Annotated in this window: 13 protein-coding genes and 2 pseudogenes; 2 read left to right on the top strand and 13 right to left on the bottom strand. The window is 35.9% G+C overall.

What is annotated here, in order from left to right; all coding sequences use genetic code 11:
- The 9 genes from JCM21714_RS16620 to JCM21714_RS16595 form a co-directional block, all read right to left on the bottom strand.
- The coding region (locus JCM21714_RS16620; RefSeq protein ID WP_148295079.1) for a fibronectin type III domain-containing protein at window positions 1-3,210 on the bottom strand (3,210 nt) is incomplete at its 3' end.
- 151 nt (window positions 3,211-3,361) lie between these two features.
- Window positions 3,362-4,738: a carbohydrate-binding protein gene (locus JCM21714_RS16615; RefSeq protein ID WP_158413550.1), complete on the bottom strand. Its 1,377-nt coding sequence runs from the start codon at window positions 4,736-4,738 to the stop codon at window positions 3,362-3,364.
- 300 nt (window positions 4,739-5,038) lie between these two features.
- Window positions 5,039-5,425, bottom strand: a complete 387-nt coding sequence (locus tag JCM21714_RS23285) for a glycoside hydrolase family 31 family protein (protein WP_268748388.1) — start codon at window positions 5,423-5,425, stop codon at window positions 5,039-5,041.
- Entirely contained in the window at window positions 5,416-5,976 is a 561-nt protein-coding gene (locus JCM21714_RS23280) for a TIM-barrel domain-containing protein (protein WP_268748387.1), read from the bottom strand. The genes JCM21714_RS23285 and JCM21714_RS23280 overlap by 10 nt, the downstream gene beginning before the upstream one ends.
- A complete protein-coding gene (locus JCM21714_RS23275; RefSeq protein WP_268748386.1) occupies window positions 5,948-6,208 on the bottom strand; it encodes a TIM-barrel domain-containing protein in 261 nt (86 codons plus the stop codon). The genes JCM21714_RS23280 and JCM21714_RS23275 overlap by 29 nt, the downstream gene beginning before the upstream one ends.
- Window positions 6,202-7,119: a TIM-barrel domain-containing protein gene (locus JCM21714_RS23270; RefSeq protein ID WP_268748385.1), complete on the bottom strand. Its 918-nt coding sequence runs from the start codon at window positions 7,117-7,119 to the stop codon at window positions 6,202-6,204. Before JCM21714_RS23270 ends, JCM21714_RS23275 begins: the two co-directional genes overlap by 7 nt.
- 77 nt (window positions 7,120-7,196) lie before the next feature.
- Complete coding sequence (locus JCM21714_RS16605; RefSeq protein WP_235182999.1) at window positions 7,197-8,063, bottom strand: carbohydrate ABC transporter permease; 867 nt, start codon at window positions 8,061-8,063, stop codon at window positions 7,197-7,199.
- The gene (locus tag JCM21714_RS16600) at window positions 8,009-8,971 is read right to left on the bottom strand and encodes a carbohydrate ABC transporter permease (protein WP_235182998.1); all 963 of its coding nucleotides are present in this window, start codon (window positions 8,969-8,971) and stop codon (window positions 8,009-8,011) included. Before JCM21714_RS16600 ends, JCM21714_RS16605 begins: the two co-directional genes overlap by 55 nt.
- 58 nt (window positions 8,972-9,029) lie before the next feature.
- The gene (locus JCM21714_RS16595; RefSeq protein ID WP_035726061.1) at window positions 9,030-10,298 is read right to left on the bottom strand and encodes an ABC transporter substrate-binding protein; all 1,269 of its coding nucleotides are present in this window, start codon (window positions 10,296-10,298) and stop codon (window positions 9,030-9,032) included.
- Window positions 10,299-10,745: 447 nt separating this feature from the next.
- Between JCM21714_RS16595 and JCM21714_RS16590 the strand changes: the two genes are divergently transcribed.
- A complete protein-coding gene (locus tag JCM21714_RS16590; protein WP_052000857.1) occupies window positions 10,746-12,014 on the top strand; it encodes an ABC transporter substrate-binding protein in 1,269 nt (422 codons plus the stop codon).
- The gene (locus JCM21714_RS16585; RefSeq protein ID WP_035726059.1) at window positions 12,014-12,247 is read left to right on the top strand and encodes a hypothetical protein; all 234 of its coding nucleotides are present in this window, start codon (window positions 12,014-12,016) and stop codon (window positions 12,245-12,247) included. The genes JCM21714_RS16590 and JCM21714_RS16585 overlap by 1 nt, the downstream gene beginning before the upstream one ends.
- 261 nt (window positions 12,248-12,508) lie before the next feature.
- On the opposite strand, the gene JCM21714_RS16580 is transcribed toward JCM21714_RS16585, so the two are convergent.
- The 4 genes and pseudogenes from JCM21714_RS16580 to JCM21714_RS16565 all read right to left on the bottom strand — a co-directional run bounded on the left by JCM21714_RS16580 (window position 12,509) and on the right by JCM21714_RS16565 (window position 16,764).
- On the bottom strand, window positions 12,509-14,254 hold the full coding sequence (locus JCM21714_RS16580) for a PDDEXK-like endonuclease domain-containing protein (protein WP_052000856.1): 1,746 nt from the start codon (window positions 14,252-14,254) through the stop codon (window positions 12,509-12,511).
- Between the two features lie 182 nt (window positions 14,255-14,436).
- Window positions 14,437-14,706 (bottom strand): DUF5348 domain-containing protein, encoded by a 270-nt coding sequence (locus JCM21714_RS16575; protein WP_235182997.1) that lies wholly within the window; start codon window positions 14,704-14,706, stop codon window positions 14,437-14,439.
- Window positions 14,703-15,502, bottom strand: a pseudogene (locus JCM21714_RS16570) (ExeA family protein). Before JCM21714_RS16570 ends, JCM21714_RS16575 begins: the two are co-directional and overlap by 4 nt.
- Window positions 15,495-16,764, bottom strand: a pseudogene (locus JCM21714_RS16565) (DDE-type integrase/transposase/recombinase). The pseudogenes JCM21714_RS16570 and JCM21714_RS16565 overlap by 8 nt, the downstream one beginning before the upstream one ends.
- Window positions 16,765-16,878: the final 114 nt, after the last annotated feature.

Genomic DNA, 16,878 nt, shown 5'->3' with positions numbered 1-16,878 from the left:
ATTATTTGGTGTGTCTGCAGTTGTAGCAAAAACTCCATATGTGGAGAAGTGTGGTACATCTAAAGTAATGACTTGATTTTCTTCATCTACTTCACCACCACGGTATTCCCACTTATCCTCTGCTTCATTATAGTAATAGATTGCTACATTACTTGTATCAGCAACTGTGTCATAACCTAATACTAATGTGAAACTTTCAGTTGGTTCTGTGGACCCTTCTGGATATTCGAACGTAAAGGTTAGTTGTTCACCAGCTGGTGTTAAGCCTTCGTGATTCGTCTCCTCTACATCCTTTGATTCTACTTTCAACTTTGTACCTGCTGGTAAATCAACTGGCATTATTACTTTTGCACTCTTCCCATTAACAACATATGTCTTCCCTGCTGCTACTTCTTTTGCTGATTGACCTATTATTAATTCGTTATCTTCTTCTATAATTATAGAATCTTCAAAAAGTGTTAATGCCTCTTCTAAGGCTTGTAAAGCATCATCAACAGCCACTTGAGTTGTAGCTTCATCGTCAGAAACCAATTGAGCTTCATCAATTGCTGATTCAAATTCATCAACAGCTGTTTCTGGATACTGGCCTGGTTCCAGACCAATTGTTATTCCTTCAAGTAAATCCATTACTTCAGTAATTTTTGTATTTAATCCTGTTTTGTCGATAGTAACAGTAGATCCTGAAATTGACAGTTCCCTCTCATTCCAGATGGAGCTATCTCCATGGTGGTTAACTGCTACGACAGCAAAGTAGTAATCACCATTTGGCAGTCCTTCAACTGTATATGGACTTCCTGTTACATCTGTTATCGTTTGAGTGTATTTTCCAGGAGCCGTACCATATTTTATTTTGTAAGATGTTGCACCACTTGACTCTCTAAACCACAACTTAGCTTTGTCAGCAGTAGCATGTTCCGCATACAACAATGGTGAACTAACTACAGATTCGGTAGTGAACGATATTACATTGTTAGTTGCTTCAGTTGAGAATTCGAGATCATAGTTATACGCTGTAACTTTCCAATAATAAGTGGTATCTGGCTTAAGCACATTAGCACCAAATGTGTATTTATTATAGATCATGCGATCTCTGACCACTACTGGATTAGACATATCAGCGTTCTCTGATACTTCTAGTTTATAGAAAAATGCATTTTTTGGTTTTTCCCAAGTTAGAACTGCTCTAGTTGACACATCTGATGAGTCTATAGATGGAGCTAAAAGGTTAAATGCGGTAGGTGCATTCCCTTCTGCCTTTGTACTAAAGCTACGAATAGATCCATTCATAGGTCTTTCTCCACTATCATTAGATGCATAAACTGTCCAATAATATGTTGTTTCATAGTCTAATGCTTCTGTTACATCATAATAACCAGAAGTGTCTGGACCAAACTGTGGAGTACTTAGATAATTATTTATGCCTGATTGATCTATGACTGGATTAGATAGATCATTATTCTCAGAAACAACTAATCTATATGACTTTGCATGGTATGCTCTAGACCACATAAATCTAGGTGTCACTGATTCATTCGAAAAGTTAAGTGAAGGCAAATAAGGTCCGAATTGTCCTGGAACATCAATGCTATCGCCAACAACAAACGAATACTTTGTATCATATGATACTGATTTACTTCCGTATTCATTTACTGCTGTAACACTCCAATAGTACCTCTTGCCATTCGTTAGTTCAGTCTCGGCAGTGTAACTTGTATCAGTAATGCTCGCTTTTTGAATAACTGGATCAGATAAATCTTTGTTTTCTGATACAGTCACAGTATAACTAGTTGCACCTTGAGCTTCAGACCATGTAAGCTCTGGTTTAGATGGCGTTACCTCTCCATCATCTGGTGTAATTGGATGGAAGAAACTTGGTTCAGAAGCAGTTCTTTTAACGACAACCATCCAGACATCATTAGCACCAGCGTTTTCAATATCAAAACTAATATCATCAGTAGAATCTAGATCAATACTATACTGATATTTTAATCCATTGTTTTCACTTTCTTTATGCACGTAGTCATTAACGAAGGTCACATCATCTTCTGAGTCACCGTTTCCAGAATCGTCACCTTCAGAAAAACCATCATCCGATGGAGGCCATGTTGGGTATTGAACCCCCCCTTCATCATCCGTAGGCAATATCTTATATAAATCAACTGTAATATTTTCACCACTGTAAGGTTGATTTTCTAAGTTTACTTTGATGGTTCCATCTACATTCTCATTGACAACAATGATTTTGGATTGATTATTATCTTTGGTTGCGACTGCAGTAAATGCATCTCCACCATTCTCTGTCGTAGTATTTACAACATCTCCTGACATCTGACCAAACATATAATATGTCCACCACATAGATGTTCTATAAGCAGGGTTCTGTTGGAAATTAAGTGTTTTATTAGTTTGTAATAAATCACTCATCCCATTCCAGTTACGGTTTTGAATTACACCTTTTATATTGTGCGTAATATCAGATTTTACAACATTAGCCATTGATCTTACCCAGTTATGTGCATCCGTTGTAGCGGAGTTATTTTCTTCCCATACAACATACTCACCATTTGTTTCTGGGTATTGTTCTTGCCATGATTCCACTTTATCTGCCCAATTTTGTAATGTTGAATAATTGGCGAATCCTTGTGATAACCAGAAATCATGCCATGTTGGACCTTCAATAGTAATATCATTGTCACTCGCATAAGGCAACCAAAATTTCTCTCCTTCATACTGGGAAAAAGAAATACCACCAGGCCCGAGAGTTGGAATATCTTCAGGGTACACGTCTCTTAATGCTTCCCATAGACCCTTATAAGTTTCCTCTTCACCTGTCCAGTGTTCATTAGTTAAATTAGCAAAGTCAATTTTGGCACCTTTATCCTTATAGAACTGCAGTACATCTTGTATATATTGATTAAATCGTTCTTGATTTGTAGGAGCTCCACCCCCCCAAGGATTATCGTTAGGAGCAGTCCATGATGGATGGTGACCTAGTAAAAAATACCATTTTAATCCATTTTCAGTAGCTCGTGTATATGCTTCATAACTGCGTTCAAGAACACTCTCTTCAAATGCATATTGAGCTGGATTTCCATCACCTACAGCTTGAAAATTTTGAGCTGGAATAGTATCTCTATTAATGATAGGTCCTAGCAAAGACATTCTACTGTCAGGAACATCATAGTTTGGTGTTAAAATATAGCCAAACATACTAGGATTATATGGTTTTAATGTATCATTAAAGTCAACTGATAAAGATAGTCCTTTCTCAACAGTAACTTTTGCACTTGCAGAAATCCCGTTGTACTCTGCTGTAACAACAGTTTCTCCAGGCTCACTCCCGTAATTAAACCCGAATCACTTATGTTAACAATGGATTCATCATCGGTGTTAAATATAGAGCCTCGGTTACATCTTCAATAGTTTCGTCGGTGCTGATTGCCTGCATCGTTACTTGGTCCGTAGCAGATTCTTTTACTTGATATTCTTCTTGATCAAATTGATAAGAATAAACTTCTGGCTCACTAACATTTTTCCATAGTGTTAGTTTGTCCAAAACAATTCCATTCCCAGCAGCTTCTACTTTTAACATCACAGTGTTTTTTCCTTCATTAAGAGAAACTACTTGTCTATTCAATTGCCAATTATTCCATTGTGTGGTTCCTTCAAAGACAATATCTCGAACCTTACTTCCATTCACAAAAAGCCCTACAGTTCGATCATCAGATGAACCGCTTACAAATCCAGCTGCATAGCGTAAATTGATATTGAATTCTCCGGAAGACCCAACCTCTATGTCGTAACTTGCTGACGAAGGTACAAGTTCGTGATTTATTACCGCAAACCCACTACCAGTATATCCATTTTGGTCTGTTGCAGGGCCATGTGTAATAGTCCCAGACTCCCCCCCTTGAATAACTCTTGCATTTGCAGGAACTCCTGTTTCCTCTACTACCACAGTTGTTGTTGCACTGAAGTTTTCATATGCTGCTGTAATCTCTGTACTTCCCACATCAACTGCAGTAATTTTTCCAGTTTCACTAACTGTTGCAATATTCTCCTCAGCTGAACTAAATGAAACTTTTTCTAAATTTAAATCTTTGATAGAATTATCATCATATATTGCTTGAACAATAGATTGAAAATTGTCTCCTTTTGTGATGTTAATCGTACTATTTTTAAATTGTATGGATTGAACTATTTCTTCATTTTCAACTTTCCAATAATATAAATAATCAATGTTAGCTCCATTTGTAGAACCATCTGTTGTCAGAGATATTGTATTATCTCCTGTGTTAAGATTCACATTTTTGATAAGGTATTCCCACTCGTCCCATGAATTTGTTCCAGTAAATAAGAGCGTCTCCTCTTGTCCATTTACATTTAGAATAATTGAACGTTCTGTAGGCCATCCATCTACAGGACCAGCAGAATAATTGAATGCAAAACTATATTCACCTTCTGAATCAACATTGATGTTATAAGAGATCTTTGAGCTATCCCTAGACCCATCAAGTATAGCAAATCCAGTACCTGAATACGGTCTGTCTGTTCCAGTCCATGCATCTGTTCTTGTAGCAGTTTCGCCTTCAATAAGTGTAGCATCATTCGGCGCTACCGTTGGAGGAGTTGCATTCCGTGTTGCTTCAGCAAACACTATGCTATTTGGAACCATAGATAATAATAAAACCACAATCATAAAAATAGAAAAAAACTTATTCGATTTCTTTCTGTACAAATTTATCACTCCTGTGCATTTAATTTTTTTCAACATTTTGTTAAATACCTCCCTTCTTAAAAATATAAGTACAAATTTATTTTATAATTAATGTAAACGGTTTTATATTAAAAATTATTAAGAATGGTAGACTAATATAATGTTACTTTAGATTTAGCTACCTTTTCGCCCTCTTATAATCAGCCATACCATAGAGATCTAAAACTATTTATGATTCTTAGTTTGTCGGTTAATTAAGATAATAATTTTTCAAAAAACTCACCTCCGTATAGTATTGATACCTACATGGAGATGAGTTATCTAATGCCAGTGTGTGAGCCTCTCTACGTTAGATGTTTGTAAATATCGGTAAAAATTCACCCCCCTTTTTTCTTCTTTAACAAATACTGGAATTTTCTTAATAGATAGCGTTATAACAATCTCTTGTCCACCTTCATAGATTTCACCGCTATATACATCTACCCATTTAGTTGAAGTTGGAAGATAAATTCTTTTTTCTGTTTGTCCTTCATATAATATTGGAGAAATCAATAAGTCATCTCCAAACATATATGAATCTTCAACTTCCCAAGCAGCTTTATCTTGAGGAAAATTGTAAAACATCGGACGAATAATTGGCGATCCTTTTAAATGCGCGTTTTCCATTAATTTACGAATGTAAGGACGAAGATTTTCTCTTAAAACCATGTATTTTGATAGAATCTCATATGCTTCTTCCCCCCATATTCCCAAACCTCCGTTCCAGCACCTGAAGGCATTCTTCCTCCACCTTCTTTAGCAAGAGGTAAGGTATGCGGTTCTCGATCCCCCCCATGCATTCTAAACACAGGCGAGAAGACCCCAAATTGGAACCAACGAATTAAGCATTCCCGGAATGACTCATCAGTATTTAATCCTCCATGAAATCCACCAATATCTGTGGTCCACCATGGAATCCCCGCAATTGCCATGTTCAAGCCAATTGCAACTTGGTTTCTTAATGATTCGAAACTCGAATCAATATCACCAGACCACACCAATGCTCCATATTTTTGTGATCCAGCCCAAGCACATCTAACAAGGTTTACAATATCTGTATGCCCTTCTTCTTTTAGACCATCATAGAATAGTTTCGAATACATAACTGGAAACTTATTTCCGACTTGTAAATTGCTTCCTTCATAGTAACGATAGTTATCAAAATCATAAACTGTGTATTCTGGTTCAGCCTCATCTAGCCAATAGATTTGCACCCCCATTATCATAATAATTTTGTTTTATAATATTCCAAATATATTCTCTTGTGTCTGGATTAGTAGGGTCCATAAATCCATTGTTGCCCAAGAAGTCCATTGTTATTGGAACTCCTCGTTCTGTTTGTACGAGTAATCCACGTTCAAGCATTTTAGGGTAATTGTCACTATTTTGATCTATCGTCGGCCAAATCGAAATCATTAGTTTAATTCCCATTTCTTCTAATTCTTCTACCATCTTTTTTGGATCTGGCCAATAATCAGGATCAAATTTATAATCACCGCAAGTGGCCAATGATAGTAGTCACAAACGATAACATCGATTGGTAATCCTCTTCTTTTGTATTCTCTTGCTGCTTCTAATAATTCTTCTTGTGTCTGATATCGTAACTTACTTTGCCAAAAACCCATTCCATATTCCGGCATCATAGGCACTTTACCAGTAGCATCCGCATACTTTTCTTCAATCTCAGCTGGGTTGTCACCTGCTGTAATCCAATAATCTATTTCTTTTGTTGAATAAGATTTCCATTCAGTAAGGTTCTTGCCAAATGTAACTTCTCCAATTGCAGGATTATTCCACAAGAATCCATATCCTTTGTTAGATAATGCAAATGGAACACTCGCTTGTGAGTTTCTATGTGCCAATTCAAGACGACAATTTTTTAAATCAAGAAAGTCTTGTTGATATTGACCCATCCCGAATATTTTTTCAATTTTATTAGCTTCAAATCTCACTGTTAAAGCGTAGTCTCCACCTATAATTGGTTTGAATTCTCTAGATTTTATATTTAAAGCACTATTAAATAATTCAAGCTTTTCAGCTACAATGCCTTCTTCAAAGGCATCATTTCGAACGCGCTGGTACTCCTCTAATAGAATTTCTCCTTTTTGATTAGTAAAGGTAACTTTCCCTCGAATATCAACAGTTGCTTTGATTTTTCCATTTTTTATTTCTCCTGTTCCATCTTCAGAAATAGATATCTCATCTGGAGAGGAAGAAACTATATTTTCTAACGCATTATTTTCATTATTAAAATGAGGATACTTTGTGCTTCTTACACGAAAACTATTTTCTAACCAAGGTTCTATCATCAGTGTTTCGTTTCCAAATTTCCATACAAGTGCATTTTCTTTTTTAACTATCATAATTATCTCCCCCAAAAATTTTTTCTATCGTTTTTTGATTCCTTTTTTATCCTTTTACAGCACCATTGGTTAATCCACTAATTATATACTTTTGCATAGTTATAAAAATAACCAGTACCGGCAGAATGGTGACTGTTGCAAATGCAGTTAAATAGCTCCATGATGTACCATATTGACCCATAAAATTGAATATACCAGCAGTAATTGGCCTTGCTGTTTGATCTTGAATAAATGTCATACCGAATACTAAGTCTCCCCAAGCATATAAGAAAGAGAATATTGCACAAACAATAACCCCCTGGATATGCAATTGGTAAAAATACTCTTAAGAATGCCGTAAATCGATTACATCCGTCTATCCGTGCAGAATCTTCTAACTCTTTTGGAATTGAAGCAAAGAAATTCATCAATACTAAAATAGAGAAAGGAATACCGATCGTGGCATCCGCTAAAATAACAGCAATTTGTGTATTTAATAATCCTAAATTATTAAATATTATAAATAGAGGAGTTAAGATAACAGATGCAGGCAACATTTGTGTTAACAAAAATATCAATAAGAATAAGGATCTTCCTTTAAATCTATATCGTCCAATCCCATATGAAGCAGGTACCGCTAATACAACACAGAGAAGCATAGTACTAGTAGCAATTACAAAACTATTTTTAAAGGATTGAAACATGTTAAAATCTCCACTTAATTGTTCAGTATATGATTTAAAATTTAAGGTTTCTGGTATAAATGTAGGAGGATTTTGAAACACTTCTGGTTCAGCCTTTAATGATGTTACGACAATCCAATACAAGGGAAATAAAAATATTGCAGCTATACCAACAGATAAAAAACACATAATAATGTTTTTTTGCATAGGTGATAATTTGAATTTTCTCACTCTATTTGAGCTGGTTTTGCTTTTATTGTGTAATATTTTTGTGTTTTCCATCTTAAGCATCCCCCCTTACGAGTACCGGTTATATAAAGTAAGCTAACAACAAACAGAATGATAAAAAGAATATTAGCTACAGTTGCACCCTCACTAAATTTAAATAAATCAAAAGATAACTTGTATGAATAAGTAGATAGTACTTGCGTTGAGTTTGATGGACCGCCTTTTGTCATAACATAAACTAAATCAAATACTTTAAATGTATAAATTAAGCCAAGGATTAAAACCGCTTCAATTGTTGGACGTAACATTGGCAACGTAATCTTGAAGAATTGTTGAATTTTGTTTGCCCCCCCATCTATAGATGAACTCTCATATACATCTTTAGGTAATGTTGTTAAACCTGTAGATAATAAAATCATATTGAAAGGAATACCTATCCAAATATTAGCTATAACTAGTGCAACAAATGCTGAGACTGGTGAAGTTAACCAATCTATTGGAGCATCTATTATATGAAGACTTTGTAACATATAATTTATAACCCCCCCTACATTGGTTGAAAACATGAACTTATACATCAATGCAGTAATTGTGATTGGAACCATCCAGGAAACCATCATTAAACCACGGATAGGTTTAGCAAAGGTGAATTTTTTATTAAAAAATAAAGCCAGTGCAAAACCGATGACAAACTGGACAATAATACACGCAACTGTAAACAATATAGTATTAAATATTGACTTTATTAATACTTCGTCATTTAGTAACTTGATGTAGTTATCAAATCCGACAAAGTCCTTGTTAGCTGCATTCATCGTCATTGCTGTCACATCTTGAAAGCTAAGAATGAAGTTACTTATTATTGGATATCCAATCAATGCAACCATAAAGATCAAAGCAGGCAACACAAACAAATATCCTATATTATCATGTTGAAAAAATTTTTTACGTGAACCATTCACTTTCCTACCTCCATAATTGATAAGGATAATGAAAGATCATTACCCTTATCATTACATTTTACTCACTTAAGACATCATCAATTGCTGTCTGTGCTTTCTCTGCAGCTTCTTCAGGTGTACTTATACCAGTAATTGCTTCATTGAAAGATAAAGAAATTGCGTTTGAAATTTCTGGCCAACGAGGATGTGGACCTCTTGGTTTAGCAACATCCATTATTTCAGCAAATTTTTTGTATGTTGGATTAACATCTCCACCATCAAATTGAGTTGCTGCTATATCTGCTCTTGAAGCAATGTAACCAAAATCGTTAATATACTCTTCTGTATTTTCTGCCATAAATTTAACAAAATCTAATGATGCATCAACATTTTCACCATCAATAATGCCAAAGTTTTCTCCACCTAATACAGATGCGAATTCCTTATCTTTTGGAATAAAAGTAACATCCCATTCAAAATCTAGATCGCTGCTTTCTAATGTTGGGATTTGCCAAGGACCGTTTACCATCATTGCAACGTTGCCAGACATGAATTGATTTAATACGTCACCTTGTGTCCAGTTAATTACTTCCTTCGGCATTAATCCTTGATCAACTAATCCGCTTACATAATTCAATGATTTAACGCCAGCTTCTGAATTCATATCATAAGCATCGCCACCGGCAGACCAAATCCAAGGCATAAAATTAAATGTTCCTTCTTCATTTTGAACCGATGAAAAAGCAACTCCAAATACGTTGTCAGTCGTTAAAGCTTCAGCAGCCATTTCTAATTCTTCCCAAGTTGTTGGAACTTCAACGCCAGCTTCTTCTAACATTTTCTTGTTGTAGTAGAATCCTAACGCATTAGATCCAAATGGAACTCCATACAATTTATCATCTAATTTAGCCGACTCCAATGGACCATCAAAGTATTGATCGTAAAATTCCCATTCACTTACTTCTTCTGTGACATCAGCATATATACCCATACTTGCATAGGAAGCCATATCCGGCGAATCATGGATTACGATATCTGGTAGTTCAGAAGCACCTGCACCAACGGAAAGTTGCTTCTTAAAGTCTGCGAATGGAATATACGTTGCTTCTACAACAACCTCATCTTGAGACTCATTATATTCATCAATCATTCCACCTAAACTCTTTTGATGTCCCGGATTTTCCCAATAATACCAAAGCTCGATGTTCTTCACTTCACCATTATCTGTTTCTGTTACATCAGTATCCTGGTTATCATCACTAGAAGCGTTTTCATTATCACCAGAACATGCACTTAATACCAGAAATATTGCTATTAACGAAAAGATGCCTAATAAAACTTTTTTCATGACCAATTGCCTCCATTCTTTTTAAGGAATCGCTTACAAACAAATGACTAGTTAATACAATGTAGAACCTTTAACTGTTATGTTTTGAAGTTTTCTTTACTTTATAATAATTTTGTGTAGAATTAGAATAAGTGTAAGTGTATTACTTTTTATTTTCTCACCACCTTCTTAAATTTTTGTAATTAAGATGTGTACTAGTCATTGTATAATTACATTTTATTTAACTTTGAAGCGCTTTTATATTCTAAATATCTAAGAATGGTAGACTAAAGTAATATGAATTACTTTAAAACTGAAAGCGTTTTTATTTAATGCAACACTTTAGTCATCCTTTTTTTAATACCAGCTATTTAACTACTGATTCCGTTACTTTTCATCCTGCAATTAAAACTTTTGAGAATTTATGAGTAGGAAAAGTATTTATTAAATATCAATTGGAGGCAAACTATGAAAAAACTGATTTCTTGGATATTATTATTCGTTTTGTTGGTTTTAGTCAGTTGGTTGTCTATTACCAATTTGATTTTTAATGAAGAAGAGGACTTAGTGAATACTCAAACCTTCGACAAGACGTCAACAGAAAAAACAAAATTAAAACTTTGGTTTTATTATGAAGGACCTGAAAGGTTTAATAAGGTTATCAAACTAATAAATGATTTTAATCAGAGTAACAGCAAGATAGAAATAACAGCTGAATATATTCCTTTCTCCCAGATGAGAAAACAATTAATAATCGCTCAGGTATCTGGTGAACTGCCCAACCTAGTTATTATTGATAATCCTTACCACGCTGAGTTTAGTGAGATGGGTTTATTTGCAGATATAACAGAACAAGTAAACACTATTGCTGGAATTGATCAATTTTTTGAAGTTCCTATGAATACAGTTACTTATAATGAGAAAATCTACGGACTACCTTTTGCTATCAATAGCATAGCCCTCTTTTACAATAAGGAAATGTTGGAAAACGCAAATGTTCCAATACCAGAGACACGCGATGAATTAAGAATTGCAGCCAAGAAATTAACGAACGAAAACACAAAAGGAATTGGAATCTCTGCACTTCAAAATGAAGAAGGTGTCTTTCAATATCTTGCTTGGCTATATTCTGCTGGAGGAAAACCTACAGATTTAGACTCAACAGAGGCTATTGAATCTTTTCAATTTTTAAGTAATTTAATCTCAGATGGCTCTATGAGTAAGGAAGTTATCAATTGGACTCAAGCTGACTTACTAAAACAATTCATGGAAGGTAACACAGCCATGATGATTAATGGATCTTGGCAAATTCCAGAACTAAAATCCCTAGCACCCGAACTTGAATATGGTGTTGCCTTTATTCCTAAAGATAAAGTACATGCAACTGTGCTTGGAGGAGAAAACTTAGCAGTAATTAATGGAGAAAACATCGAAGAATCTGTAGAGTTTATAAAATATTATGCGCAAACTGAAGTGATGGAATCGTTTGTTAAAGAGATTGGAAATTATCCACCACGGAAAGACGTTGCTAATGATTCAACCTGGACAAACGACTCTATACAAAAAGTATTTTCTGAAAATATGAAATACGCATTACCACGTGGACCATCTCCAGAATGGTCAGAAATATCAAAAGTGATTTCTAATGCGCTAAACAAAGCACTAACTAAAGAAGAAGAGATTGAGAAAATTACTACAGAGGCTCAATTAAAAATTAATAAAGTTCTTGCTAAATAATGTTTATAATGTTAGATATGGGTATGATAATTGTCGTACTCATACCTTTTTATTTGGAAACAAAAGCAAAAGATGCACCATCATTGGTACACCTGTTACTAAACATTAAACATTGGGCCCCCCCTAAAAAAAGACAATTGTCCACGTATGGAGGACTATTTGTATTTATTAAAGGTAGAGACGGTGATTATGTATCACTTTGTCAGTATTTTTACCACTCACTACATATTTAATAAAATAATAACAGAAGTTACATATACATCACATCGTCTAAATTCATGTGGCACGGTGGAGCTGGCGTTTCCACCGTGATTAGGATGCGTCATATCTTCTAATATAGTACTTACATCTTTCCACTTCTTGAATCATCATGGATTTTCCAGAATATCGAAAACACTGTAAAATAGCATTATGTAATGTTACGATGATACCTTCTCCTTAAATGGTGAATTTAATTACAAAATACTCCAGTTTGAACCTGTAGTACAAAAAGCTTAACTATTCAATTCCTTAACAACCCGATCTATCCGCTCAATCTCCCCAAACGGATCCTTCCACCAATTCCGACTCCAAACCCTCTCAATTTTCCATCCTTTCGACTCTAAAAACCGCTGCCTGTAAATATCCCGTTCTCTTGCTGCTGGCGAACTGTGATACATCGCTCCATCACATTCAATACCTAACACATATTTACTCGGATCATTTGGATCGACTACGGCTAAATCAATTCGATATCCTGACATACCTACTTGTGTATCAACAGAGTAACCAATTTCCGTTAGTTTCTCGTATACCTCTTCTTCAAATGGCGAATCAAATTGCAGGCTGCCTTCTTGTGTTTGTGTATTAACTTCCCCCCCGCTTAGATTCGTCAACGTGGCTTCAATAGAGTCCTTTTTCAAATCAGAAACGGCTTGTGCGTATTCCATATATGCTTTTAACAGCTTCGGACCAATATTTTTGGCATTGGTGACATTCAGTTCATGCGGTTCAATGCTTGCGATTAAATGGATCTCTTGTTTGGCACGTGTTACCGCTACATTCAAACGGTTTTCGCCGCCTTCTTGTCCAAGTGTGCCAAAACGGTTATAGACTTTTCCTTCTTTATTTTTGGCATAGGCAATCGAGAAAATGATGATATGTCGTTCATCACCTTGCACATTTTCGATATTTTTTACAAAAATTCGTTCATCTAAGTCACGACTCATGACCTGGTCATAGATCACAGCAAACTCTGCATCTTCTTCACTATGGCGATCGATCGCATCTTCAATGGCTGCTTGTTGTTTGGCATTAAAGGTAATGATGCCAATCGTTTTCGATGCATCTTCGATTAATTTCTGCTTCAGCAGCTTTACAACGTCTTCAGCTTCCACGGAATTTTGCTGATTGATCCAGCGTCCATTCGATTCGTGCCATTGAATCGCTGCTGGATCTTGCAGGTGATTGACGTTTGGTGCAATCTGCATATGGCCGTGATAAAAAGCGTGGTTGGAAAAATTGATCAACTCTTCTGATTTCGAGCGGTAATGCCATTCTAACAAACTGCTTGGCAAGATTCGTTTTGCTAAATTGAGCAAGCTCTGTGATTCTTCAAATTCTTCCTGTTCCTCCTCTTCATCCGAATCGACAGATCCTTTAAAAAGGGAAGAAGGTGGAAGCTGTTGTTCATCTCCCGCTACGACCACTTTGTTACCTCTATAAATTGATGGCATGCCGTTTTCGACGGTACATTGTGATGCTTCATCAAAAATGACCAAATCAAATATTTTTTCTTCTAATGGAAAAATAGCGGAAGCAATCTCAGGTGATACTAACCAGACAGGAATGACATCCAGTAATCCGTTTAAAGCAAATTCGTTTACTAGACGACGAACAGGCCAGAGCTGACGCTTTTTCCCTGTTTGATAGATCATATCTTTTACCGCTTTCGGATTGTCTGCTTTTACTTCTGCAATCATTTGATGCATTTGATTTTGCAGTAAATCAATCGTCAGGCTTTGTTTCTTTTGTAATAACTCTTTTAATTCCTCTGTTAAATGCTGATAATTTCCTGTAGCGATCATGGCAATCTCCGGATATTTTATTTCGATTTGATCGATCCAGTGAATGTATGCCGATTGTTTCGCTACTTCCGCCCATTCCTCTGCCAGGTTACTACTGTCAGATAAATTGCGTTCGATTAATCGATCAATGATCCGTTGCACTTCCTTGGCACTGTGGTCATACAATCGATCCATTTCACGTAATTCATCAAAGAATTCTTTGATATACTGTAAATCATCACTTTATTACAGATAGTCATTTTCATTATAAATCAGGACTAAATCTGAAATAAATTGCTTTAATTGTCACTTTATTTCCGTGTTGAAAATAATTATGCAAAATGTTTCAGTTGAATTTCTAGTAAAAATGCCCCCCCTTAGAAAGGGGGGACATCATCAAATAATGTGAGTAATTCTGTCGATATAATCCGTATCTTATATACTTCAAAAATACGAAGATCAAAGGATACGTCTTCCTCCATCGTCACAAACCATCCTTCCTCTTTTCCTAAACTGGTACGATGATAGTGATTAAAGATGCGTATTTCAAAATACATCCCTTCAAATGTGTCATAGGACTGTTGCCCAAACCATAATTTCCATTTTTGGTCCTTTACATCGAATATCATAATGCCTCGTCGCATCACCAACTATTTTCCTCAGCTGCCATTTGGACAATATCTTCATCAATTTGTTGCTTATTTAATTGTGCTCCGTACAATAAGCAATGCGTTGCTAAGGTGTTGATGACACGTGGCCATCCTTGTGAACGTAAAGCGATAGCTTCCAAGCGGTCTCTGTGAAAATAGGCATCTTAGCTCCCGCCAACTTTAATTGGTGATCGATATAGTCAGAAACATCTTCTTTATTTAGTGCTTGTAATTGATACCTCATGATCACTCGCTGAGCCAATGGGCGATGGTGATTCAAATTTAGTCGTGTTTTTAAATGAGGTAGACCAGCTAAGACCAAAATAAAAGGATTCGATGAATCCATTTGAAAATTGAAAAGAATGGCTAAATCCTGTAAAAAAGCATCCTTTGCCATATGCATTTCATCTAGAATAAAAACGGGCGTAACTTTACGTTCCTGATCCATTCGTTCAATCCCTTGTTGAATTTGTCGAAACAAATCTACTTTGCGAAACTTGGGTTCTTCCCCTAGTCCATAGGCTAACCCGCGGTAAAAATCCATCACACCACCGGTGGATAATGGAAAATAAACGACATGATATAATGCAGGGTTAAGAGAATGCTTAAATGAACGTAAAGTAAATGTCTTTCCAGCACCAGGATCACCAATGACTAAACCAATCCCTTTAGATTTTTGTAAATATTCGAGCCCATTCAATGCCTCTTGATAGCTTTTCGATGGAAACGCATGGGTTGCATCTACATCTTTGGAAAATGGTTCCTTAGCCAAGGAATAATACGTTTTATACATGCTTCTCGCCCTCCTGCTGCTTTTCTTCAGAGAGAGCGAATGGGGGGGAGAGTCGACGTTTGACATGGGCGTTGTCATGCATGGAAACGGCAACCGCTTTAGCTACCTTTTTCCCATCTTCAAATATATAAACATGCTGATGATCCATTCGAACTTCGATCCTCTGACCAATGTATTCAGAGGGAACTTCATATAATTGCTTTTCTAACGTGATTGTCCCATCTTGTTTTACTTTTCTCTCTGCACGTCTTAAGAAAATCGTTTCTAAGATGGAAAGGTCCTCTAAAAATTGAATACGATCTAATTGTGATTGAAACACTTCATGAGGTGTTTTGCCATCAAGCGATGCATGTTGTCTGCGATGATAATCTTCCTCGAGCCACCGCCAAAAGCGTTCATTTAATTCTTCTAGTGAGTGAACTGGATCACTTTGAAGTAACGGGTAAAAGCGCGTTTGTATGGTTTTGAAGATCCTTCAATTTTCCCTTTGCTTTTAGGGTCATATGGCTGTGTGTGAGCTAATGTAATCCCTAATTGAGCACATGCATATTGTAACGTTTCCGAACGATAAATCTTGCCGTTATCTGCATAAATGATGGTTGGCTTTCCTCTACGTATCAATGCTTCTTTGGTTACTTCTCGTAATCCATCAAATTTCTCAGAAGAGAAAAATTGCGCAAATGGTACAAGTCTGGAACAGTCATCTATGAATGCGATAAGGAAAGTTTTTTTCATTTTCCCATTAATAGGTATAAATGGGCCATGCGACAAATCTGCCTGCCATAACACATTCACTTTATCATGCGCAAATCTTTTTCGCTCTTTTTCTGGATGGAAGCTACAAATATTTCGACCTGCCATCTTGTATTTTTTTAGTAAACGGTTTATAGTGGCATAAGAGACTTGATTTTTTTGTATCTCTCCACGTTTGATCAGTTGTTCATAGAATACGCTGACAGGCATGTGGAGAGATTCTTTTCTTATTTCTAGGATGTGATCCTTATCATCTGGTGATAGCTTCTGGCATCTCCTCTATCCGATCTTCTTTTTGGTTTTAATGCATCGAATCCATTTCTTCGATAATGCAAATGCCATTCTTGCATGGTCTTAGCTGCAACTTTTCGTTCTCCGTAATAAGGAACGTTGTGAATTTTCCCTTCCATTTCTTCCAAATAGTCCTTTGGCTTTACTTGCCCATTTAATAAAGGCGCAATCATTCCATAGCGAAATAAAGCAATTTCTTCCCGTGTTTTTTCATTCATGAACTTTTCCTCCTTATGATAGAAGGACAACCGGTTATCCCTTGCTTTTATTCTACTTTTTTCGTCCATAGATTCATAGGCAACATTTATGTGGGATGACTATTATTTTTTTTA

Origin of the sequence: Gracilibacillus boraciitolerans JCM 21714, from assembly GCF_000521485.1 — a bacterium.
GTDB lineage: Bacteria > Bacillota > Bacilli > Bacillales > Amphibacillaceae > Gracilibacillus > Gracilibacillus boraciitolerans.
Note: the sequence above shows the minus strand (reverse complement) of the source record. Positions and strands in the feature narration are given on the sequence as shown.

Coding starts and splice junctions, on each gene's coding strand:
- JCM21714_RS23285 (WP_268748388.1), bottom strand. CDS start 5,425: ATGGTTTTAAGAGAAAATCTTCGTCCTTACATTCGTAAATTAATGGAA.
- JCM21714_RS23280 (WP_268748387.1), bottom strand. CDS start 5,976: ATGGGGGTGCAAATCTATTGGCTAGATGAGGCTGAACCAGAATACACA.
- JCM21714_RS23275 (WP_268748386.1), bottom strand. CDS start 6,208: ATGGTAGAAGAATTAGAAGAAATGGGAATTAAACTAATGATTTCGATT.
- JCM21714_RS23270 (WP_268748385.1), bottom strand. CDS start 7,119: ATGATAGTTAAAAAAGAAAATGCACTTGTATGGAAATTTGGAAACGAA.
- JCM21714_RS16605 (WP_235182999.1), bottom strand. CDS start 8,063: ATGGAAAACACAAAAATATTACACAATAAAAGCAAAACCAGCTCAAAT.
- JCM21714_RS16595 (WP_035726061.1), bottom strand. CDS start 10,298: ATGAAAAAAGTTTTATTAGGCATCTTTTCGTTAATAGCAATATTTCTG.
- JCM21714_RS16590 (WP_052000857.1), top strand. CDS start 10,746: ATGAAAAAACTGATTTCTTGGATATTATTATTCGTTTTGTTGGTTTTA.
- JCM21714_RS16585 (WP_035726059.1), top strand. CDS start 12,014: ATGTTTATAATGTTAGATATGGGTATGATAATTGTCGTACTCATACCT.
- JCM21714_RS16580 (WP_052000856.1), bottom strand. CDS start 14,254: ATGGATCGATTGTATGACCACAGTGCCAAGGAAGTGCAACGGATCATT.